This window comes from Xenophilus arseniciresistens, from assembly GCF_028023875.1.
Taxonomy (GTDB): Bacteria; Pseudomonadota; Gammaproteobacteria; order Burkholderiales; family Burkholderiaceae_C; genus Xenophilus; species Xenophilus arseniciresistens.
Genome location: NZ_JAQIPB010000007.1, coordinates 1 through 20,847, shown reverse-complemented (window position 1 = coordinate 20,847; position 20,847 = coordinate 1). Strand labels below are relative to the sequence as shown.

General features: G+C 68.3%; 18 protein-coding genes and 1 pseudogene. 13 read left to right on the top strand and 6 right to left on the bottom strand.

Features of this window, described 5'->3' with window-relative positions; translation table 11 throughout:
- Window positions 1-8: 8 nt before the first annotated feature.
- Window positions 9-1,718 (bottom strand): MFS transporter, encoded by a 1,710-nt coding sequence (locus PGB34_RS14905; protein ID WP_271428893.1) that lies wholly within the window; start codon window positions 1,716-1,718, stop codon window positions 9-11.
- Entirely contained in the window at window positions 1,715-2,296 is a 582-nt protein-coding gene (locus PGB34_RS14900) for a TetR/AcrR family transcriptional regulator (protein ID WP_271428892.1), read from the bottom strand. The genes PGB34_RS14905 and PGB34_RS14900 overlap by 4 nt, the downstream gene beginning before the upstream one ends.
- Window positions 2,297-2,460: 164 nt before the next feature.
- On the opposite strand from PGB34_RS14900, the gene PGB34_RS14895 reads away from it, so the two are divergent.
- The 5 genes from PGB34_RS14895 (at window position 2,461) to PGB34_RS14875 (ending at window position 9,392) form a co-directional block, all read left to right on the top strand.
- A complete protein-coding gene (locus PGB34_RS14895) occupies window positions 2,461-3,579 on the top strand; it encodes a zinc-binding dehydrogenase (protein WP_271428891.1) in 1,119 nt (372 codons plus the stop codon).
- Between the two features lie 106 nt (window positions 3,580-3,685).
- Complete coding sequence (locus PGB34_RS14890; RefSeq protein ID WP_271428890.1) at window positions 3,686-4,813, top strand: bifunctional nicotinamide-nucleotide adenylyltransferase/Nudix hydroxylase; 1,128 nt, start codon at window positions 3,686-3,688, stop codon at window positions 4,811-4,813.
- Between the two features lie 65 nt (window positions 4,814-4,878).
- On the top strand, window positions 4,879-6,321 hold the full coding sequence (locus PGB34_RS14885) for a nicotinate phosphoribosyltransferase (RefSeq protein ID WP_271428889.1): 1,443 nt from the start codon (window positions 4,879-4,881) through the stop codon (window positions 6,319-6,321).
- A 160-nt stretch (window positions 6,322-6,481) separates the two neighbouring features.
- Window positions 6,482-7,735: a branched-chain amino acid ABC transporter substrate-binding protein gene (locus tag PGB34_RS14880; protein WP_271428888.1), complete on the top strand. Its 1,254-nt coding sequence runs from the start codon at window positions 6,482-6,484 to the stop codon at window positions 7,733-7,735.
- A 4-nt stretch (window positions 7,736-7,739) separates the two neighbouring features.
- Window positions 7,740-9,392, top strand: a complete 1,653-nt coding sequence (locus PGB34_RS14875; RefSeq protein ID WP_271428887.1) for a long-chain-fatty-acid--CoA ligase — start codon at window positions 7,740-7,742, stop codon at window positions 9,390-9,392.
- A 22-nt stretch (window positions 9,393-9,414) separates the two neighbouring features.
- Here PGB34_RS14875 and PGB34_RS14870 read toward each other — a convergent pair whose 3' ends face one another.
- Genes PGB34_RS14870 through PGB34_RS14860 form a run of 3 tightly spaced genes read right to left on the bottom strand, consistent with a single transcriptional unit; the run spans window position 9,415 to window position 11,908 of the window.
- On the bottom strand, window positions 9,415-9,906 hold the full coding sequence (locus PGB34_RS14870) for a hypothetical protein (RefSeq protein WP_271428886.1): 492 nt from the start codon (window positions 9,904-9,906) through the stop codon (window positions 9,415-9,417).
- A 38-nt stretch (window positions 9,907-9,944) separates the two neighbouring features.
- Entirely contained in the window at window positions 9,945-11,105 is a 1,161-nt protein-coding gene (locus PGB34_RS14865) for an MGDG synthase family glycosyltransferase (protein WP_271428885.1), read from the bottom strand.
- Window positions 11,106-11,140: 35 nt separating this feature from the next.
- Entirely contained in the window at window positions 11,141-11,908 is a 768-nt protein-coding gene (locus PGB34_RS14860; protein WP_271428884.1) for a Crp/Fnr family transcriptional regulator, read from the bottom strand.
- A 106-nt stretch (window positions 11,909-12,014) separates the two neighbouring features.
- On the opposite strand from PGB34_RS14860, the gene PGB34_RS14855 reads away from it, so the two are divergent.
- The 7 genes from PGB34_RS14855 (at window position 12,015) to PGB34_RS14825 (ending at window position 20,265) form a co-directional block, all read left to right on the top strand.
- Window positions 12,015-13,961: an AMP-dependent synthetase/ligase gene (locus PGB34_RS14855; protein WP_271428883.1), complete on the top strand. Its 1,947-nt coding sequence runs from the start codon at window positions 12,015-12,017 to the stop codon at window positions 13,959-13,961.
- A 5-nt stretch (window positions 13,962-13,966) separates the two neighbouring features.
- The gene (locus PGB34_RS14850) at window positions 13,967-14,797 is read left to right on the top strand and encodes an ABC transporter ATP-binding protein (RefSeq protein ID WP_271428882.1); all 831 of its coding nucleotides are present in this window, start codon (window positions 13,967-13,969) and stop codon (window positions 14,795-14,797) included.
- A gap of 9 nt (window positions 14,798-14,806) precedes the next feature.
- Window positions 14,807-15,736 carry a branched-chain amino acid ABC transporter permease gene (locus tag PGB34_RS14845; RefSeq protein ID WP_271428881.1) on the top strand — a complete coding sequence of 310 codons (930 nt, stop codon included), beginning with the start codon at window positions 14,807-14,809 and terminating at the stop codon, window positions 15,734-15,736.
- A 14-nt stretch (window positions 15,737-15,750) separates the two neighbouring features.
- Window positions 15,751-16,815 carry a branched-chain amino acid ABC transporter permease gene (locus tag PGB34_RS14840; RefSeq protein WP_271428880.1) on the top strand — a complete coding sequence of 355 codons (1,065 nt, stop codon included), beginning with the start codon at window positions 15,751-15,753 and terminating at the stop codon, window positions 16,813-16,815.
- Window positions 16,816-16,881: 66 nt separating this feature from the next.
- Entirely contained in the window at window positions 16,882-18,186 is a 1,305-nt protein-coding gene (locus tag PGB34_RS14835; RefSeq protein WP_271428879.1) for an ABC transporter substrate-binding protein, read from the top strand.
- 7 nt (window positions 18,187-18,193) lie between these two features.
- Window positions 18,194-19,021, top strand: coding sequence for an ABC transporter ATP-binding protein (locus PGB34_RS14830; protein WP_271428878.1), 828 nt, complete (start codon window positions 18,194-18,196; stop codon window positions 19,019-19,021).
- Window positions 19,018-20,265, top strand: coding sequence for a phenylacetate--CoA ligase family protein (locus tag PGB34_RS14825; RefSeq protein ID WP_271428877.1), 1,248 nt, complete (start codon window positions 19,018-19,020; stop codon window positions 20,263-20,265). The genes PGB34_RS14830 and PGB34_RS14825 overlap by 4 nt, the downstream gene beginning before the upstream one ends.
- On the opposite strand, the gene PGB34_RS14820 is transcribed toward PGB34_RS14825, so the two are convergent.
- A complete protein-coding gene (locus PGB34_RS14820; RefSeq protein WP_271428876.1) occupies window positions 20,259-20,498 on the bottom strand; it encodes a SlyX family protein in 240 nt (79 codons plus the stop codon). The genes PGB34_RS14825 and PGB34_RS14820 overlap by 7 nt on opposite strands.
- A gap of 182 nt (window positions 20,499-20,680) precedes the next feature.
- Here PGB34_RS14820 and PGB34_RS14815 point away from each other — a divergent pair.
- A pseudogene (locus PGB34_RS14815) lies at window positions 20,681-20,847 on the top strand (tripartite tricarboxylate transporter substrate binding protein BugD); the annotation flags it as partial.

Here is a 20,847-nt window from a genome sequence, read left to right as displayed (position 1 = left end):
GCCCAGAGTCAGGTGCCGGCACGCGCCGGCGGCGGCACAGCCGCGGATGAAGAAGACGAAGAAGGAGGAGCGGCCGCGGCCTGCCGCCGTGCGGCGCGCCGCATGCGCGCGGCGCGCCACAGCATCCAGGCCAGGTAGGCGATGGCCAGGCCGCCCAGCAAGGTGAACACGTCGTTGAAGGCGCGCACCGCCGCCTCGCGCCGCACGACCTGGCCCAGCTGGGCCTGGCCCTGCGCGGCGCGCTGCACCGGGTCGGCCAGCTGCGCGCCATACACCCGCTGCTGCAACGCCAGGCGCTGCGCCACCGCGGCATCGGTCGGATCCAGGTGGGCGGCGATGGCCTGCGCATGCACCGTGGTCCGCTGCGCCTGCAGCGTGCCCAGCACCGACGGGCCGGCCAGCCCGCCCAGCGCCTGCGTGACGGAAAAAAGCACGATGAAGCTGACCATGTGATCGGCCCCGTGCTGCAGCGCCTGCATCACGCCCGAGAGCATCAGCGGGCCGAGGAACATGGCCGCCGCGAAGGACAGCAGGAACTGGCTGGCGTAGAAGTCGTGCGGGCGGCTCAGGCTGGTGGAGTGGTGGTCCATGAAGCCCACGATGGCGATGAGCACCACCGACGCCAGCAGTTGCAGCGGCACGGCCTTGGGCCCGAAGGTGAAGGCGCTCACGGCCATGCCGCAGAGCATGCCCAGCAGCATCACGCCGAACAGCGGCTGCAGCTGGTCGGGGCCCATGCCCAGCGTGCGCAGCAGGCCCACGGCGCCGTAGCTCTGCTCGGCCAGCAGAAAGCGCATCATCAACGCGCCGAAGACGAAGGCCAGCGTGCTGCCGTTGAGCAGCCAGCGGATCTGCAGCAACGGCCTCTCGCGCCGGTATTCGTGCATGGCCCCCAGTGCGAGCAGCACGATGGCGCCCACCAGCGCCCAGGCCAGCCAGGGGGTGTCGGTCCACCAGCCGTTGAGGCCCTGCGCCAGCACCGCGCCCAGCAGCGCCACGCCCGGCGCCACCAGCGCGAAGGTCAGGAAGTCGGCCTTCTCCAGCACGTGGATGCGGATGCCCACGGGCAGCTTGAGCGAGACCACTGCCGCGAAGGCGCACAGCGCCATGCCGCCTTCGAAGGCGTAGAGCACGCGCCAGTCGGCCTGGTCCAGCAGGGCGGGCGAGATCATCCAGGCCAGCGGCGTGGCCAGCTGCGTGAGGCCCATGCCGATGACGAAGGCCGAACCCACGCGCACGCGCGGCAGCGCCTGCAACATGTAGAGCACGGCCAAGGTGCTGGCCGCCGCGCCCACGAAGCCGCTGGCCGCGCGCACGGCGATGGCCATGGCATAGCCATCGACCACCAGGTGCAGCAGCGCCAGCGCCGCGTAGAGGCCCAGCGCCAGCTCGGCAAACAGGCGCATGCCGAACTGCTGCCTGAACTTGAAGACCAGCAGGTTGGCCGTGACGTTGACCATCACGTAGGCGGCCGGCAGCCACGCGCCCTCGGCCGGCGTGAGCCCGAGCTGGCCCTGGATCACGGGCAGGTTGGCCGTGATCAGCGAGGAGCCGAGCCCGCCCGTGAGCCCGACCAGGATGGCCACCAGCGCATAGGCGATGCGCACGGGCCAGGCATGCGAGAGCGCGGCCGGCGAGCCGGGCAGGAAGGGCTTTTCGTGCGGCTCCCAGTCAGGCAGGGGCGCGAGCACGCGCGGGCTGGCAGCCGTAATGCTCATGACCGTGCCTCACGCAGGCGCAGGCCATCGAGCAGCAGTTCAAGCGCGCGCCGGCCCATGCGGCGGCGCTGCTGCAGCGTGTGGCCGCGCAGCAGCGCGCCCACCATGCCCACGGCCAGCACGAAATCGGATTCGACGAAATCGGCCCGGCAGCGCCCGGCCGAAACGGCCCGCTGGATCAGCGGCCGCACCATGCGGCCCAGGCGCGCCTGGGCCTCGCGCACCAGCGGGTGCTCGCGGTCGATGGCGCGCCAGTAATCGGTGATGGGCGCTGAATCGGCGATGCGCTGGGCCATGAAGGCCAGCAGTTCGAACAGGCCGTCGTCGCGCTCGGCCAGGCGCTGGGCCTCTTCCTCGATGCGGTCGAGGTTGCGCCCCATCAGCGCCTGCATCAGCGCTCCCCGGTCGGGGAAGTTGCGGTACAGCGTGGCCCGCCCCACGCCCGCGCGCTCGATCACCAGCTCCAGCGGCGCATTGACGCCCTGCTCCGAGAAAACGGCCGCGGCGGCGTCGAGCAGCGCCAGCCGGCGCAGCTGGGCGTCGGTGCGCAGGGAACGGTCTGGGGAAGCTTCGGACATGGCTGCATTGTCTCACAAGTGGACAATTTTGTCCGGTTACAGAAAACCCATGCCAGGCCCAGGGCCGCCGGATGCGGCGCAGGCTGTCGCTTGCAGGACGCTGTACGTTCGCGGCCTCCCTATGATCTGGCGCGCCCCGCCATCCGCTTTTTTCTGGAACCGCCATGCCCCTGCAACTACGCTCCCTGATCCGTCCCGACGCCACGCTGGAGCTTTCGCTGGCCGAGGTGCCGCAGCCCGTGCCCGCCACACAAGACGAAGTGGTGCTTCGCATGGAGGCCGCGCCGCTCAACCCCTCTGACCTGGGTCTGCTCTTCGGCGGCGCCGACATGCGCCAGGCCCAGGCTTCGGGCACGGCCGAGCGCCCGGTGATCACGGCGCCACTGTCGCCGGGCGTGATGGCCGCCATGGCCGCGCGCGTGGGTGAATCGATGCCGGTGGGCAACGAGGGCGCGGGCACCGTGATCGCCGGCGGCGCCTCGCCGGCCGCGCAGGCCCTGCTGGGCCGCCGCGTGGCCGCGCTGGGCGGCGCCATGTACGCACAGTTCCGCGCCGTGCCCGCTGCGCAATGCCTGCCGCTGCCCGAAGGCGCGACGGCCGCGCAGGGCGCCTCGTGCTTCGTCAACCCGCTCACGGCGCTGGGCATGGTGGACACGATGCGCCGCGAAGGCCACACGGCGCTGGTCCACACCGTGGGCGCATCGAACCTCGGCCAGATGCTCAACCGCATCTGCCTGAAGGACGGCGTGCCCCTGGTCAACATCGTGCGCCAGAGCGCGCAGGCCGCGCTGCTGCGCGAACAGGGCGCCGCGCATGTGGTGGACAGCAGCTCGCCCGACTTCCAGGCCGAGCTGACCGAAGCCATCGCCGCCACGGGTGCCACGCTGGCCTTCGACGCCATCGGCGGCGGCAAGCTCGCGGGCCAGTTGCTGGTGGCGATGGAAGCCGCCATCGCGCGCCGCCCCGGCCAGGGCTACAGCCGCTACGGCAGCGACGTCCACAAGCAGGTGTACGTCTACGGCAGCCTGGACCGCGGCCCCATCGAGCTGGCGCGCGGCTTCGGCATGAGCTGGGGCGTGGGCGGCTGGCTGCTCTTTCCCTTCCTGCAGAAGGTGGGGCCCGAGCGCGTGCAGCAACTCAAGCAGCGCGTGGCCGACGAGCTGACCACCACCTTCGCCAGCCACTACACGAAGGAGCTCACGCTGGCCGAAGCGTTGACGCTGGAGGCCATTGCCAGCTACGGCAGGATGGCCACGGGAGAGAAGGCGCTGATCCGCCTGTAGCCGTTCCTTGAGCCCGGCGCGCGGCGGCATGGACGCCTCGCGCGTTTGCTGCTAAGGTGGCGGCACGGCATCCACGGAGGATGCTTTTCTTGGGGGATTCCCGGAAATGAACGCCACAGCCAACCGTGCCGCAGCGGCACGCGTTTCTTCGCCTTCGCCTTCTTCTTCATCGTTCACCCACACGCACGCCGTTGTCATCGGCCGCTTCCAGCCTGTGCACTTCGGCCACCAGCGGCTGATCGAGCAGGCCCTGCGCACCGCGCAGCGCGTGATCGTGGTGGTGGGCTCGCACGGCCAGCCGCGCAGCGTCAAGAACCCCTTCACCTTCGATGAGCGCGAGCGCATGGTGCGCGCCAGCCTGAACGCCGACGCGCAGATGCGCGTGAGCGTGGTGGGCGTGGGCGACGCGCCCTACAACGACCAGTTGTGGATCGCCGGCATCCAGTCGGCCGTGGACCGGCTGGTGGCGCAGGACGGCGTGGCGCCCGAGCAGGCGCGCGTGGCGCTGGTGGGCCACCTGAAGGACGCCAGCAGCTACTACCTGCGCCTGTTCCCGCGCTGGGAGTTTGTGCCGCACGAGAACGTGCAGAGCATTCACGCCACCGACGTGCGCCAGCTCTACTTCCACCCCGAGATGCGCGGCCAGTTGCCGGCCGACGCACTGCCCGCGGGCACGGCCGGCTTTCTCGCGCAGTTCACGCAGACCGCCGACTACGCGGCGCTGGTCGAGGAGCGCGCCTTCCTGGCCGACTACCGCGACAGGTACCGCTATGCGGGCAGCGAGTTCCCGCCCATCTTCACCACCGTCGATGCGGTGGTGGTCGAGGCCGGCCACATCCTGCTGGTGCAGCGCAAGTTCCATCCCGGCAAGGGCACCTGGGCGCTGCCGGGCGGCTTCGTGGGGCAGCAGGAGCGGCTGCTCGATGCGGCGATCCGCGAGCTGAAGGAAGAAACGCGGTTGAAGGTGCCCGTGCCCGTGCTGCAGGGCAGCCTGAAGGGCCAGCAGGTCTTCGACGCGCCCGACCGCTCGCAGCGCGGGCGCACCATCACATACGCCTTCTTCTTCGAGCTGGCCCACAACCAGTGGACCGGCCTGACGCCCGTGCGCGCGAATGACGACGCGGCCGCCACGCGCTGGGTGCCGCTGGCCGAGTTCCTGGACATGCGCGAGCGCGTGTACGAAGACCACTATTTCATCGCCAACCACTTTTTGGGAGGACTGGGGAAGAACTGACACGCGACCCTGGTCCACATTGCAACGGCGCCGGATGACGGCGCCACCGTGAAAGGAGCTTTCACATGACTTCGAACCTCGACGGCGCCCTGGGGCGCAATCTTCTTCTGCGCAGCGACTCCTACAAGGTCTCGCACTGGGTGCAGTACCCGCCCGGCACGCGCACGGTCTTCAGCTATGTGGAGTCGCGCGGCGGTGCCTTCGGGCACGGCGTGTTCTTCGGCCTGCAGGCCTGGCTGCGCGAATACCTGAGCCGGCCCGTGACGCAGGCCGATGTGGATGAAGCCCAGGCGCTGATGGCGCTGCACGGCCTGCCCTTCAACCGCGCGGGCTGGCAGTTGCTGATCGACCGCCATGGCGGCCGGCTGCCGCTGCGCATCCGCGCGGTGCCCGAAGGCAGCGTGCTGCCGGTGCGCAACGTGCTGGCCACGGTGGAGAACACCGACCCCGACTTCTTCTGGCTCACCAGCTACATCGAAACCGAACTGCTGCGCGCCATCTGGTATCCGAGCACGGTCGCCACTGTTTCGGCCGCGGCCAAGGCCACGCTGCTGCGCTACCTGCGGGCCAACAGCGACGACCCCGAGGGCCAGATCGGCTTCAAGCTGCACGACTTCGGCGCACGCGGCGTGTCGAGCAATGAATCGGCCGCGCTGGGCGGCCTGGCCCACCTGGTGAACTTCCAGGGCACCGACACGCTGATGGCGCTGATGGCCGCGCGCCGCTGGTACGACTGCGAGATCGCGGGCTTCTCCATTCCGGCGGCGGAGCACAGCACCATCACGAGTTGGGGCCGCGCGCATGAAGCCGATGCGTACCGCAACATGCTCGCGCAGTTCGCCAGGCCCGGTGCCACCTTTGCCGTGGTCAGCGACAGCTACGACATCTTCCGCGCCTGCGACGAACTGTGGGGCCGCGAGCTCAAGGCCGAGGTGCAGCGCAGCGGCGCCACGCTGGTGGTGCGGCCCGACTCGGGCGAGCCCGCGCCCACGGTGCTGAAGGTGGCGCAGATCCTGGCCGAGCGCTTCGGCACCCGGACCAATGCCAGGGGCTTCAAGGTGCTGAACACCGTGCGCATCATCCAGGGCGACGGCATTGACCTGGACAGCCTGCGCACCGTGCTGGCCACGCTTCACGCCGAAGGCTTTGCCGCCGAGAACATCGCCTTCGGCATGGGCGGCGGCCTGCTGCAGCGCTGCAACCGCGACACCATGCAATGGGCGATGAAGTGCTCGGCCGTGCAGGTGGGCGACGAATGGCGCGAGGTCTTCAAGGACCCGGTGGGCGACACGCGCAAGCGCTCCAAGAGAGGCCGGCTCACGCTGGCAGGCAGCGCCGAAGCCGGCTGGCGCACCGCGCGCCTGGATGGCCCCGAAGGCGCGCCGGCCGACGATGCATTGCAGACCGTGTATGAGAACGGCGAGCTGCTGCGCACGCAGAGCTTCGACGAGGTGCGCGGCCTGGCTGCAGCGGGCGTGATGCGCCTGGCCGACACGCACGCGCTTTGACGCGCTGAGCCTGCGCGCACGCCCCCCGTGCGCGCTGTCAGTCACGCAAGCGACCCAGGCCGCGCCTGCGCAGTCACCCAACTGACTGCAGCGCAGCGCGGCCTGTTCCGACACTGCACGGGTCCGCTCGAGGTGGACAGCATCCCAAGGAGACCCGTTCATGTTCAAGCCCACGCTGGTGGCCCTTTCCCTTGCCTCGATGGCCTGCGCCTTCGGCGCGCACGCGCAACAGCAACAACAACAGACCCTGAAGATCGCGCTGATCGATCCGCTGAGCGGGCCGATGGCCGACGTGGGCAAGATCTTCGAGAACCACCTGCGCTTCGCGGCCGACAACATCAACGCGGCCGGCGGCATCGACGGCATCAAGCTCGAAGTGCTGGCCTTCGACAACAAGCTCTCGACGCAGGAAAGCCAGGCCGCGCTGCAGGCGGCCGTGGGCGCGGGCGTGAAGGCGGTGTTCGTGGGCGGCGGTTCGGCCACCGCCACGGCGGTGATCACGGCCGCCAACCGCAACAACGAGCGCAACCCCGACAAGTCGGTGCTGGTCTTCAACTTCGGCGGCATCGACCCCGACCTGGTCGGCAAGAGCTGCTCCTTCTGGCACTTCATGACCGACGCGCAGGTGACCATGCGCATGAAGGCCTATGCCGACTTCGTGAAGAAGACGCCCGACATCAAGAAAGTCTACTTCCTCAACCCCGACTACAGCTTCGGCCGCCAGTGGACGGCCTTCGGCAAGAACCTGCTGGGCCAGGCGCGCTCGGACATCCAGTTCGTGGGCGAGGACTTCTTCCCCACCGGCACGGTGAAGGACTTCGCGCCCTACATCGCCAAGATGCGCGCCGCGGGCGCCGACACCGTGGTCTCGGGCAACTGGGGCAACGACATGGCGCTGATGATCAAGGCCGCCGGCGAATCGGGCTACAAGCTGCGCATCCTCACGCACAGCAGTGCCAACAAGTCGACCATGATCGCGCTGGACGCCGCGCCCACGGTCAAGCTGAACATGATCGGCGAATGGTTCCCCGGTGCCGACAACCCGACGGCCGCCAAGCTCGAAAGCGCCTTCGAGTCCAAGTACAAGGAAGCCTTCTACCTGGTGCGCCTGTCCACCGCCACCGAGCTGCTGGCCCAGGGCGTGCGCAAGGCCAGGTCCACCGATCCGAAGCAGATTGCCTCGGCGCTCGAAGGCATCTCGTACAAGTCCATCCTGGGCGATGTGACGGTGCGCAAGGAAGACCACCAGTTCATGGCGCCGCAGTACGTCTACACCAACCACAAGGTGGACGGCAAGACGGTGAAGAAGGGCTTCGACGGCACCAACCAGGGCTTCGTGGCCGAATCGCTGGCCCCGGTGTCGGCCCTGGCCGTGCCCAACCAGTGCGAGATGAAGCGCCCCGCGGGAGTCTGAAGCCATGACCTCCCGCCCTTGGCTGAAAAGCTACCCCGAAGGCATGAGCTGGAACGCACCGCTGAAACTGACGGCGCTCACCGCCCTGCTGGCCGACGCCGTGCGGCAATGGCCGCAGCGCACCGCCCTGCGCCAGGATGCCCTGGTGCTCAGCTACGCCGAGCTGGCGCAGCACGTGCGCCGCGTGGCCGGCGGCCTGCGCGAACTGGGCGTGCAGCCCGGCGTGCACGTGGGCCTGTACCTGCCCAACGTGCCGCAGTACATCGTGGCCTTCTTCGCCGTGCTGCAGGCCGGCGGCACGGTGGTGAACTACTCGCCGCTCGACGCCGGCCAGACCCTGCGCCACAAGGTCGAAGACAGCCAGACGCGGCTGATGATCACCTTCGACGCGCCCGAGCTGCTGAGCAAGATGGAAGCCATCGCGGGCGAGGGCACGCTGCAGACCCTGGTGGTGGCGCGTGCCGATGATTTCAGCGCCGACGTGCCCTCGGTCGCGCCCGTGCAGGCCGCTGCGCGCGTGCCCTTTTCCACCCTGCTGGCCGCGGCGCCGCTGGCACAGCCGCATGTGCCGTCCGACATTCAGACGGCCATCGCCGTGCTGCAGTACACCGGCGGCACCACGGGCCAGCCCAAGGGCGCGATGCTGAGCCATGCAAATCTGAGCGCGGCGGTCTCGCAGGTCTGGCACACGCTGGTGGCCTCGGGCACGCTGGAAGAAGGCGAAGAGCGCTTCCTGGCCGTGCTGCCGCTGTTCCACATCTATGCGCTGGTGGTGAACATGCTGTTCGGCCTGTCCATCGGCGCCGAGCTGTCGCTGCACCAGCGCTTCGACCTGGAGGCGACGCTGCGCGAGTTCGTGCAGCGCAAGACCACCGTCTTCCTGGGCGTGCCGACCATGTACGTGGCCTTCACGGGACATCCGGACATCGGGAAGCTGGACCTGTCCTCGCTCAAGTTCTGCAACTCGGGCGGCGCGCCCATCGCGGCCGAGGTCTACCAGGCCTTCGTGCGCATGGCGCAATGCCGGCTGCAGGAAGGTTGGGGCATGACCGAGACCTGCACCATGGCCACGGCCTCGCCGGGCTTCAGCCACTACCGGCCCGGCTCCTGCGGCATTCCGGTGCCGGGCGTGGACGTGAAGGTGATCGACCTGAAGGACCAGCACGACCTGCCCGAAGGCGAGCATGGCGAGCTGTGCATCCGCGGCCCCAACGTGATGGCCGGCTACTGGAATCGGCCCGAGGCCACGGCCGAGTCCATGACCGCCGACGGCTACCTGCGCACCGGCGACGTGGGCTACATGACGCCCGATGGCTTCGTCTACATCGTCGACCGCACCAAGGACATGCTGATCTGCGGCGGCTTCAACGTCTACCCGCGCAACATCGAGGAAGCGATCCACAGGCACCCCTCTGTCGAGGAAGTGATCGTCATCGGCATCCCCGACGCCTACCGCGGCCAGTCGCCCAAGGCCTTCATCAAGTTCAAGCCGGGCGCGGCGCGGCCCACGCTGGATGAGCTGAAGACCTTCCTGGCCGACTACCTGGGCAAGCACGAGATGCTGCAGGCCATGGAAGCGCGCGAGGAACTGCCCAGGACGGCGGTGGGCAAGCTGTCGAAGAAGGACCTGCAGGCGGAGTTGGCAGGAAGCGCCTGAGCCAGCGGCGCGCCCGGCGTGTTCAGTCCGGCTGCGCCTCTCGCCGGGCCAGCCGCACATGCAGCCAGGACAGCGCCAGGGCGCCCAGCGTGCCGCCCCAGTAGTCGACCGGCACGCCGCCCAGCCAGTTCGGGTGCCAGGTCACGATCTCGGGCGTGAAGCGCGCCAGGCCGAAGGCCGGGTTGATGACGAACCAGAGGAAGTCCTCCGTCACCCAGAACACGGCCACGCCCGCCACCGCCAGCACCATGTCGCTCCAGCGAAAGCGTGCGTTGAAGGCCAGCGGCATGAAGAAGACCAGCAACATGAAGGTGAAGACCCAGGCGTGGTAGCCGGTCATGGCGCGGCCGCCCCAGAAGATGTCGAGCAGCCAGTGCTTCTCGATGCGCCAGGTGGGCAGCGAGGTGGCCCAGCCGGCGCCGCCCTCGATCTGGATCTCTGCATTGGCGAAGAAGAAGGCCATGAGCATGGCCCAGGCGTAGAAGATGACGACGCGGCGCCAGGGGTTGTGCATGGAACTGAGAGGGGAAGAGAACAGGAAACAGGAGAGGGTCAGGCGCCAGGGGCATCTGGAGAGCCCAGCACATGTTCGAGCACCGCATGCGCGGCGCGCGGCCGACCCAGTGCCTGGCTTCGCGCGGCCATGGCGGCAAGCTGCGGCGCATCGGCCATCAGGCGCGCCACCTTGTAGCCCAGGCCGATGGCGTCCCAGGCCAGCCAGGCCGCACCTTCCTCGAGCAGGTAGCCGGCGTTGTGCTCTTCCTGGCCCGGGATCGGGTCGCTCAGCAGCATGGGCCGGCCGACGGCCAGGCATTCGGAGATGGTCAGGCCGCCGGGCTTGGTCATCACCAGGTCGGCCGCGGCCATCAGCTTGTGCATCTCCTGGGTGAAGCCGACGGCGCGCAGGCGCTGCGGGTGTTCGCGCTGCAGCGCCTCCAGCTCGACCAGCGCCCGGGCGTTGCGGCCGGCCACGGCGATGAGCTGGAAGTCGGGCTCGGTCAGCGCCAGCAGGCGCCGCACCAGCGCGGGCATGTTGCCCACGCCCGCGCCGCCCGAGGCCAGCAGCAGCACGCGCCGCGCCGGCTCCAGCCCCAGGGCCTGCACGCATTCGTTGCGCACCAGCGCACTGCCCTGCGCGAAGGCCGGCATGACGGGGATGCCTGTGACGTGGATGCGCTCGCTGGGCAGGCCGCGCGCGCGCATCCGGAAGGCCACTTCTTCGGTGGCCGCGAAGTAGCCGTCCATGCCCGGCACCAGCCACATGTTGTGCAGGTCGAAGTCGGTCACCTGCAGCCACACGGGGCAGCCGATGCGGCCGCGGCTCTTCTCGCGCATCAGCAGCTCGGCCGGCAGGAAGTGGGTGCAGATGATGGCGTCGGGCTTTTCGCGCCGCAGCTCGCGCAGCAGCGCCGTGGCGCTCAGGCGTTCGATGCCGCGCCGCAGCCGCTGCGCGGTGGCGCTGTGCGGCGTGCTGTCGGTCTTGGCATGCAGGTAGGACCACAGCTCCGGCGCGCGGTTGACCAGGTGCAGGTACCAGTCGGTGTAGACCTTGCGAAAGCCCGCCGCCACATGGGCCATGGCGTCGATGTGGACGGCGCTGCAGCCGGGCCAGTCCTGCTCGGCGGTGGCGACCAGGGCCTGGGCGGCGCGTACGTGGCCGTTGCCGGCGCTGACGCTGAGGGTCAGAAGCTTTTTCGTTGCGGGTGCGGTCATGCGGGACGACGAGGGAGGAGGAGCCGTGAGTGGATTCAACTGCCGCCGCGCACGGCGCCGAACTGGCCCTGGCGCAGCGCCGGGAGGTCGAGCACGCGCAGGCCACCATACTCGATGCGGATGACACCTTGGGCCTGCAGGTGGCGCAGGGCCTCGTTCACGCGCTGGCGCGACAGGCCCACCAGGTAGGCCAGCTCCTGCTGGGTGATGCGCAGCACCTCGCCCACGCCCGGGAAGAGCACGGGGTTGACCAGCGCGGCCAGGCTGCGTGCCACGCGCGCGTCGGGGTTGTTCAGGCGGTCGATCTCGCGCGCGGCGATGAACTGGCCCAGCCGCTCGTTGAGCTGGCTCATGATGAAGCGGTTGAAGCCGATGGAGTGGTCCAGCAGCCAGTGGAAGCTGTCCACCGAGATGCCGGCCACCACGCTCTTGCGCAGCGCCTGGATGTTGTAGCGGTAGGGCTCGCGCTTGAGGGCCGTGCCTTCGCCGAACCAGCCGCCCGCGGGCAGGCCGGCGAAGGTCATGGTCTGGCCCTGGGCGGTGTCGGAGCTCATTTTGAGCAGGCCTTCGATCACGCCGAACCAGTAGGTCACGGGCCGGCCGACGCGGCACACGTGGTCACCGGGCTGCGCATTGACGGCCGTGATCTCGGGCAGCACGCGCTCGCGCTCGACCGGCGTGAGCGCGGCCAGCCAGGGAATGGCGTCCAGCTCGCGTGCGGTGGGCGCGCGGCGGCGCTGGTGCAGCGAGTCCGCCACCGCCACGGCGCGAGCAGCCTGGGGAAAGTCCGGGGAAGGGGTCACCCTTAAATTGTCGTTGAGCCGACATCTCGGCGTCAAAGCCGGTCCTACGATCCGCCCACTTCTGCAAGGCTGCGGCTGCGCATACGGGCGTCAACCGAGGACCGTGATGGACACCACCTTTCCCCAACTGCTGATGAAGCATGCGGCCGAGCGACCGGCGGCACCGGCCATGCGCGAGAAGGAGTTCGGCATCTGGCAGACGCTGAGCTGGGCCGAGCTGGCGCAGATGGTGGCGCATGCGGCCTGCGGCCTGCAGGCGGCCGGCCTTCAGCGCGGCGAGCACCTGGCCGTGATCGGCGCCAACCGGCCGCGGCTGTATGCCTGCATGCTGGCCGCGCAGGCGCTGGGCGCCATCCCGGTGCCGCTTTACCAGGATGCCGTGGCCGCCGAATTCGTCTTCCCGCTGTCCAATGCCGAAGTGCGCATGTGCGTGGTGGAAGACCAGGAGCAGGTGGACAAGATGATCGAAGTGCGCGCGCAGTACCCGGCGCTCACGCACATCTGGTATGACGACCCGCGCGGCCTGCGCAACTACAGCGAAGCCGGCCTGCAAGGCCTGGGCGATCTGCTGCAGCGGGGCCAGGCACTGGCCGCGCAGAACCCCGAATTCTTTGCCCGGCAGGTGGCGCAGGGCCGACCCGATGACGTGGGCGCCATGTTCTTCACCTCGGGCACCACGGGCAATCCCAAAGGTGTGGTGCACACGCACCGCAGCCTGCTCAACCGCGCCAAGGCCGGCGCCGACTTCGACCGACTGACGGCCGCCGAAGACGTGCTGGCCTACCTGCCGCCGGCCTGGATCGGCCAGAACATCTTCAGCTACGCGCAGTGGCTGGCCTGCGGCTACGTGGTGAACTGCCCCGAGTCGGCCGCCACCGTCAGCATCGACCTCAAGGAGATCGGCCCCACCTACTACTTCGCGCCACCGCGCGTGTTCGAAGGGCTGCTGACCAGCGTGATGATCCGCATGGAAGATGCGGGCCGCATCAAGCGCAGCATGTTCCACCGCTTCATGGACGTGGCGCGGCGCGTGGGCCCCGCGAAGATGGACGGCCAGCGCCTGGGCCTGCTGGACCGGCTGCTCTACGGCCTGGGCGATCTGCTGGTCTATGGCCCGCTGCGCAACACGCTGGGCTTCTCGCGCGTGCGCGTGGCCTACACGGCGGGCGAGGCCATCGGGCCGGACCTGTTCACCTTCTACCGCGCCATCGGCATCAACCTGAAGCAGCTCTACGGCTCGACCGAGACCGCCGTGTTCGTCTGCCTGCAGCCCGACAACGCCGTGCGCGCCGACACGGTGGGCGTGCCCATTGAGGGCGTGGAGATCAAGGTGGCCGACAACGGCGAAATCCTGGTGCGCTCGGCCGGCCTGCTCAAGGGCTACTACAAGAACCAGAAGGCCACCGACGAGGTGCTGACGGCCGACGGCTGGTACCACACCAGCGACGCCGGCTTCCTGGATGCGAGCGGCCAGCTCAAGATCATCGACCGTGTGAAGGACGTGGGCCGGCTGGCCGGCGGCGCCAACGACGGCGCCATGTTCGCGCCCAAGTACGTGGAGAACAAGCTCAAGTTCTTCCCGCACATCAAGGAAGCCGTGGCCTATGGCGACGGCCGGGCCACGGTCTGCGTGATGCTCAACATCGACTTCGAGGCCGTCGGCAACTGGGCCGAGCGGCGCAACCTGCCCTATGCGGGCTACACCGATCTGGCGGGCAAGGCCGAGGTGTATGAGCTGATGCGCGAGTGCGTGCAGAAGGTCAATGCCGACCTGGCGCAGGACGCCATGCTGGCGGGCAGCCAGGTCAGCCGCTTCCTGGTGCTGCACAAGGAGCTGGATGCCGACGACAACGAGCTCACGCGCACCAACAAGGTCCGCCGCGGCTTCATCGCCGAGAAGTACGCCGTGCTGATCGACGCGCTCTATGCGGGCCGCGACCAGCAGTACATCGAGACCCAGGTCAAGTTCGAGGACGGGCGCACCGGCAGCGTGAGCGCGACCTTGAAGATCCTGGATGCCCGCACCTTCGAACCCGTGCGCAAGGCGGCCTGATGAAAATGAACGATCTACCCTTGCCCACCGCAGCACCGGCCACGGCACCCGCCACGGGCCGCCAGATCGGCGACGTGATCCTGGAGGTGAAGAACATCTCGCTGCGCTTTGGCGGCGTGAAGGCATTGACCGACATCAGCTTCGACGTGCGCGAGCACGAGGTGCGCGCCATCATCGGCCCCAACGGCGCAGGCAAGAGCTCGATGCTCAACTGCATCAACGGCGTGTACGCGCCGCAGGAAGGCGCCATCACCTTCCGCGGCCAGACCTTCCGCCACATGAACTCCCGCCAAGTGGCCGAGATGGGCGTGGCGCGCACCTTCCAGAACCTGGCCCTGTTCAAGGGCATGAGCGTGCTGGACAACATCATGACCGGGCGCAACCTGCGCATGAAGAGCAACCTTTTCATGCAGGCCCTGCGCTGGGGGCCGGCCGAGCGCGAGGAGATCGCGCACCGCGAGAAGGTCGAACGCATCATCGACTTCCTGGAGATCCAGCCCTGGCGCAAGACGCCCGTGGGGCGCCTGCCCTACGGCCTGCAAAAGCGCGTGGACCTGGGCCGCGCGCTGGCGATGGAGCCGCAGGTGCTGCTGCTGGACGAACCCATGGCGGGCATGAACGTGGAAGAGAAGCAGGACATGTGCCGCTTCATCCTGGACGTGAACGACGAGTTCGGCACCACGGTCGTGCTGATCGAGCACGACATGGGCGTGGTGATGGACATCTCCGACCGCGTGGTGGTGCTGGACTACGGCAAGAAGATCGGCGATGGCACGCCGGAGGAGGTGCGCGGCAACGAAGACGTGATCCGCGCATATCTAGGCACCACACATTGAGGCCGCATCATGGGATTCTTCCTAGAAACACTGTTCGGCGGCCTGATGGCCGGCATGCTCTACGCACTCGTGGCGCTGGGCTTCGTGCTGATCTTCAAGGCCTCGGGCGTCTTCAACTTCGCGCAGGGCGCGATGGTGCTGTTCGCGGCGCTGGCGATGGCGCGTTTTTCCGAGTGGTTCCCCAAGTGGCTGGGCTTTGAAAGCCTGCTGCTGGCCAATGTGCTGGCGCTGGTGGCGGCCATCGCGCTGATGGCCGGCCTGGCCTGGCTGATCGAGCGCCTGGCGCTGCGCCAGCTGGTGGGCCAGGAGCCGATCGCGCTGCTCATGGCCACGCTGGGCATCGCCTACTTCATCGACGGCGCGGGCCAGCTGCTGTTCGGCAGCGCCACCTACAAGATCGACGTGGGCATGCCCAAGGACCCGATGATGGTGCTGGAAGGCACTTTCGAAGGCGGCCTGCTGCTGAGCAAGGAAGACCTGTACGCCGCGGCCGTCTCGGCGCTGCTGGTGATCTGCCTGACGCTGTTCTTCCAGAAGACGCCCACGGGCCGCGCGCTGCGCGCCGTGGCCGACGACCACCAGGCCGCGCAATCCATCGGCATCCCGCTGTCGCGCATCTGGGTCATCGTCTGGACCATCGGCGGCATCGTCGCGCTGGTGGCCGGGATCATCTGGGGCTCCAAGCTGGGCGTGCAGTTCTCGATCTCGCTGGTGGCGCTCAAGGCGCTGCCGGTGGTGATCCTGGGCGGACTCACCTCGGTGCCGGGCGCCATCGTGGGCGGGCTGATCATCGGCGCGGGCGAGAAGCTCTCGGAGATCTACATCGGCCCCATGCTGGGCGGCGGCATCGAGAACTGGTTCGCCTACGTGCTGGCGCTGGGCTTCCTGCTGCTGCGGCCCCAGGGCCTGTTCGGCGACAAGATCATTGATCGCGTGTAAGAAGGAAACGACCCATGCTTTACCGCGAGAACGGCCAGTTCAAGAAAACCTACCGCGCCGACCTGCAGATCTTTCCGGTGCTGCAGGACCGCTTAGCCATCTACCTGCTGCTGGCGCTGGCCTTCGTGGCGGTGCCGCTGCTGGCCAGCGACTATTTCTTTCGCGCCATCCTGATTCCGTTCTTGATCCTGTCGCTGGCCGCGCTGGGCCTGAACATCCTGGTGGGCTACTGCGGCCAGATCTCGCTGGGCACGGGCGCCTTCATGGCCATCGGCGCCTACGCGGCCTACAACCTGCAGGTGCGCATCGAAGGCATCCCGCTGCTGCTGGCGCTGATCGGCGGCGGCCTGGCGGCCACGGTCTTCGGCGTGCTCTTCGGCATTCCAAGCCTGCGCATCCGCGGGCTGTACCTGGCCGTGGCCACCTTGGCGGCCCAGTTCTTCACGGACTGGTTCACCAACCGCGTCAAGTGGGTCACCAACGATTCGCCATCGGGCTCGGTGAGCGTGGGGGCGCTGTCCTTCTTCGGCCTGCCGGTGGACACGCCGGTGCAGAAGTACCTGATGTGCCTGGGCCTGGTGTGCGTGACCGCGCTGCTGGCCAAGAACCTGGTGCGCGGCGCCATCGGCCGCCAGTGGATGGCCATCCGCGACATGGACGTGGCAGCCGCGGTGATCGGCATCCGGCCCGTGTACGCCAAGCTCTCGGCCTTTGCCGTCAGCTCCTTCATCGTGGGCGTGGCCGGCGCGCTGTGGGCCTTCGTGCACCTGGGCTCCTGGGAGCCCGCGGCCTTCAACATCGACCGTTCCTTCCAGCTGCTGTTCATGGTGATCATCGGCGGGCTCGGGTCCATCTCGGGCGCCTTCTTCGGCGCGGCCTTCATGGTGCTGCTGCCGCTGCTGCTGAACTACGTGCCGCACTGGCTGGGACTGCCGCTTTCCACCGCCACGGCCTCGCACCTGGAGCACATGATCTTCGGCGCGCTGATCGTGTTCTTCCTGATCGTCGAGCCCCATGGCCTGGCGCGCCTGTGGCTCACGGCGCGCGAGAAGCTGCGCCTGTGGCCCTTCCCGCATTGAACGCGCGCTTTTTTTGCGCATCGCTTCACCCATGCACGCAACGTGCCCATTCCTAGGAGACAAACCATGAAGCTGAGATCCCTCGCTGCGCTGGCTGCGGCCAGCCTGTCCCTGCTGGCGGCGCCCGGCGCCCAGGCCCAGGCGGCCGAGCAGTTCGTGCCGCTGCTGGTCTACCGGACGGGCCAGTTCGCGCCCCTGGGCATTCCATGGGCCGACGGCAAGCAGGACTACCTCAAGCTGATCAACGCGCGCGACGGCGGCGTCAACGGCGTGAAGCTGGCCTTCGAGGAATGCGAGACCGCCTATGACGCGGCCAAGGGCGTGGAGTGCTACGAGCGCCTCAAGGGCAAGGGCGATGCCGGCTTCGACACCCAGTCCACCGGCATCACCTTCGCCGTGACCGACAAGGCCTTCGTCGACAAGAAGCTGGTCGTGACGCCGGGCTATGGCCTGTCGCAATCGGTGGACGGCACGGTCTTCGAATGGAACTTCCCGCTGCTGGGCACCTACTGGACCGCGGCCGACGTGATGGTGCAGGACATCCTGAAGAAGGAGAAGGGCAGCCTCAAGGGCAAGAAGATCGCGCTGGTCTACCACGACTCCCCCTATGGCAAGGAGCCCATCCTGCTGCTGCAAAAGCGCGCGGCCAAGGAAGGCTTCGAGCTGTCGCTGTTCCCGGTCACGCCGCCCGGCGTGGAGCAGAAGAGCACCTGGCTGCAGATCCGCCAGCAGCGCCCCGACTACGTGCTGCTGTGGTCGGCCGGCGTGATGACGCCCGCCGCCGTGCGCGAGGCCCAGGCCACGGGCTACCCGCGCGAGAAGATCTACGCGATCTGGTGGGCCGGCTCGGACCATGACGTCAAGGACATCGGCGCCGGCGCCAAGGGCTACAACGCCATCACCATCCACAACAGCGCGGCCAAGGACAAGGTCCATGACGAGCTGAAGAAGCTGGTGTACGACAAGGGCCAGGGCACGGCGTCCAGTGCCGGCTCGATCGGTTCGATCGCCCACACGCGCGGCATGATGATCTCGATGCTGCAGGTGGAGGCCGTCCGCGCCGCGCAGGAGAAGTTCGGCAAGGGCAAGGTCATGACGGCCGAGCAGATCAAGTGGGGCATGGAGAACCTGGACCTGACGGCCGACAAGCTCAAGGCCCTGGGCTTTGGCGAAGTGATGCGCCCGGTCAAGACCTCGTGCAGCAACCACCTGGGCACGGACTGGGCGCGCATCGTCCAGTGGGACGGCGCCAAGTGGAACATCACCTCCGACTGGTACCAGGCCGACAAGGCCCTGATCGACCCGATGGTCAAGGAGCTGGCGGCCAAGTACGCGGCCGACAAGAAGATCACGCCCCGTTCCTGCTCGTAAGAAAGCCATGTCCGAACTGCCTTCGGCCACGCGCCGCGAACTCCTCGACGTCAACGGCATCGAGGTCATCTACAACCACGTGATCCTGGTCCTCAAGGGGGTCTCGCTGCGCGTGGACGAGGGCAGCATCGTGGCCCTGCTGGGCGCCAACGGGGCCGGCAAGACCACCACGCTGCGCGCGGTGTCCAACCTGCTGCATGCCGAGCGCGGCGCCGTGACCAAGGGCTCGATCTCGCTGCGCGGCGAGCGCATCGAGAACCTCACGCCCGCCGAACTGGTAGACCGGGGGGTGATCCAGGTGATGGAAGGGCGGCACTGCTTCGCCCACCTGAGCATCGAGGAAAACCTCATGACCGGCGCCTACACGCGCCGCGACGGCAAGGCCGCCGTGGAGCAGACGCTGGAGAAGGTCTACAACTACTTTCCCCGGCTCAAGACCCGCCGCACCAGCCAGGCCGCCTACACCTCGGGCGGCGAGCAGCAGATGTGCGCCATCGGCCGCGCTCTGATGGCCAACCCAAAGATGGTGCTGCTGGACGAGCCCTCCATGGGCCTGGCGCCGCAGATCGTCGAGGAGGTCTTCGAGATCGTGAAGGACCTGAACACGCGCGAGGGCGTCACCTTCCTGCTGGCCGAGCAGAACACCAACATGGCGCTGCGCTATGCCGACTTCGGCTACATCCTGGAGAGCGGGCGCGTGGTGATGGACGGCGCGGCCAGCGCGCTGCGCGAGAACGAGGACGTCAAGGAGTTCTACCTGGGCGCCGGCGGCGAAGGCCGCAAGAGCTTTCGCGACGTGAAGAGCTACAAGCGCCGCAAGCGGTGGTTGGCATGACTGATTTCTACGATGCGCTGGAAACGCGCGATCCGGCCGAGCGCGAACGCGACCTGCTGGCCGCACTGCCCAAGCAGCTGCTGCAGGCACAGACGGCTTCTGCAGCCTTCGCAAAGATCCTCGATGGCGTGAAGCCGGCCGATGTGAGCAGCCGCGCGGCGCTCGCGAAGCTGCCCGTGACGCGCAAGTCCGAGTTGCTGGCGCTGCAGCAGTCGCGGCGTGACGAAGACGCCTTTGGCGGCTTCGCGGCCATCCCGCGCGGCGCGCGCATGCGCCGCATCTTCGCCAGCCCGGGCCCCATCTACGAACCCGAAGGCGTCGGCACCGACTACTGGCGCACCGCGCGGGCGCTGTTCGCGGCGGGCTTTCGCGCGGGCGAGCTGGTGCACAACAGCTTCAGCTACCACATGACGCCTGCGGGCTCGATCATGGAAAGCGGCGCCCAGGCGCTGGGCTGCACCGTCTTTGCCGGCGGCACGGGCCAGACGGAGCAGCAGCTCGAAGCCATCGCGCACCTCAAGCCCGACGGCTACGTGGGCACGCCCAGCTTCTTGAAGATCCTGCTGGAGAAGGCAGCCGAGAAGGGCCAGACCCTGGGCTCGCTGCGCAAGGCCCTGGTGTCGGGCGAGGCCTACCCGCCCAGCCTGCACGCCTTTCTGGCCGAGCGCGGCGTGCAGGGCACCCAGTGCTATGCCACGGCCGACCTGGGGCTGATCGCCTACGAGACCGCTGCGCGCGAGGGTCTGGTGGTGGACGAAGGCGTGCTGCTGGAGATCGTGCGCCCAGGCACCGGCGACCCGGTGCCCGAAGGCGAAGTGGGCGAGATCGTGGTCACCACGCTCAACCCCGACTACCCGCTGATCCGCTTCGGCACCGGCGATCTGTCGGCCGTGCTGCCGGGCCCCTGCCCCACGGGCCGCAGCAATGTGCGCATCAAGGGCTGGATGGGCCGGGCCGACCAGACCACCAAGGTGCGCGGCATGTTCGTGCATCCCTCCCAGGTGGCCGAAGTGGTGCGGCGCTTTGGCGAGGTGCGGCGCGCCCGCCTGGTCGTGCTGGGCCAGACCGGCGAGGACCGCATGACGCTGAAGGTGGAATGCGAGGCAGCCCCCGAAGGCCTGGCCACCCGGCTGGCCGATGCAGTGCGCGAAGTGACCAAGCTGCGCGCCGAGATCGAGGTGCTGGCGCCCGGCAGCCTGCCCAACGATGGCAAGGTGATCGAGGACGCGCGCAGCTATCAGTAATGCGGCGGCAGTTCGTCGCGCAGATTGCGCGCGGCGCCGCTGCCCGGCTCGGCCGACTGGCGCTGCTGCAGCTCGTGCAGCTGGCGCTGCAGCGCGTCGATCTGCTGCTGCTGGCGATAGACCATGAGGTTGAGCTGCTCCAGCAGATCCTCGGCGTAGCTCGCCTTGATCTCCAGCTCGGTCAGTCGCTCGCGCGCCTGCGCATCGCCCGATTCACTTGAATGCAAAGACATGCCACCATTGTCTTCGCTGCCTCGGACCCCTGCCGCTGTCGCCCTGCGCTGGCGCAGGCTCCCAAAAATTCCCGGCGAAAAGCCACTGATGCCCCTGCATTGGTGAAGTTTCGGGTAGCGGCAGCGCACGGGCGTCGGTAGCATCGCGCCGTTTAGCATTTTGTAACCTCTTCGGAGACAGCATGAAGAAACTGTTCGCCTTCACAGCGATGGCCCTTGCGGCCGCAGGCGCGCACGCGCAGGACTTCCCGGGCGGCAAGCCCATCACCATCGTGGTGCCCTTTGCTGCCGGCGGCCCCACCGACCGCGTGGCCCGCGACCTGGCCGAGGCCATGCAAAAGCCCCTGGG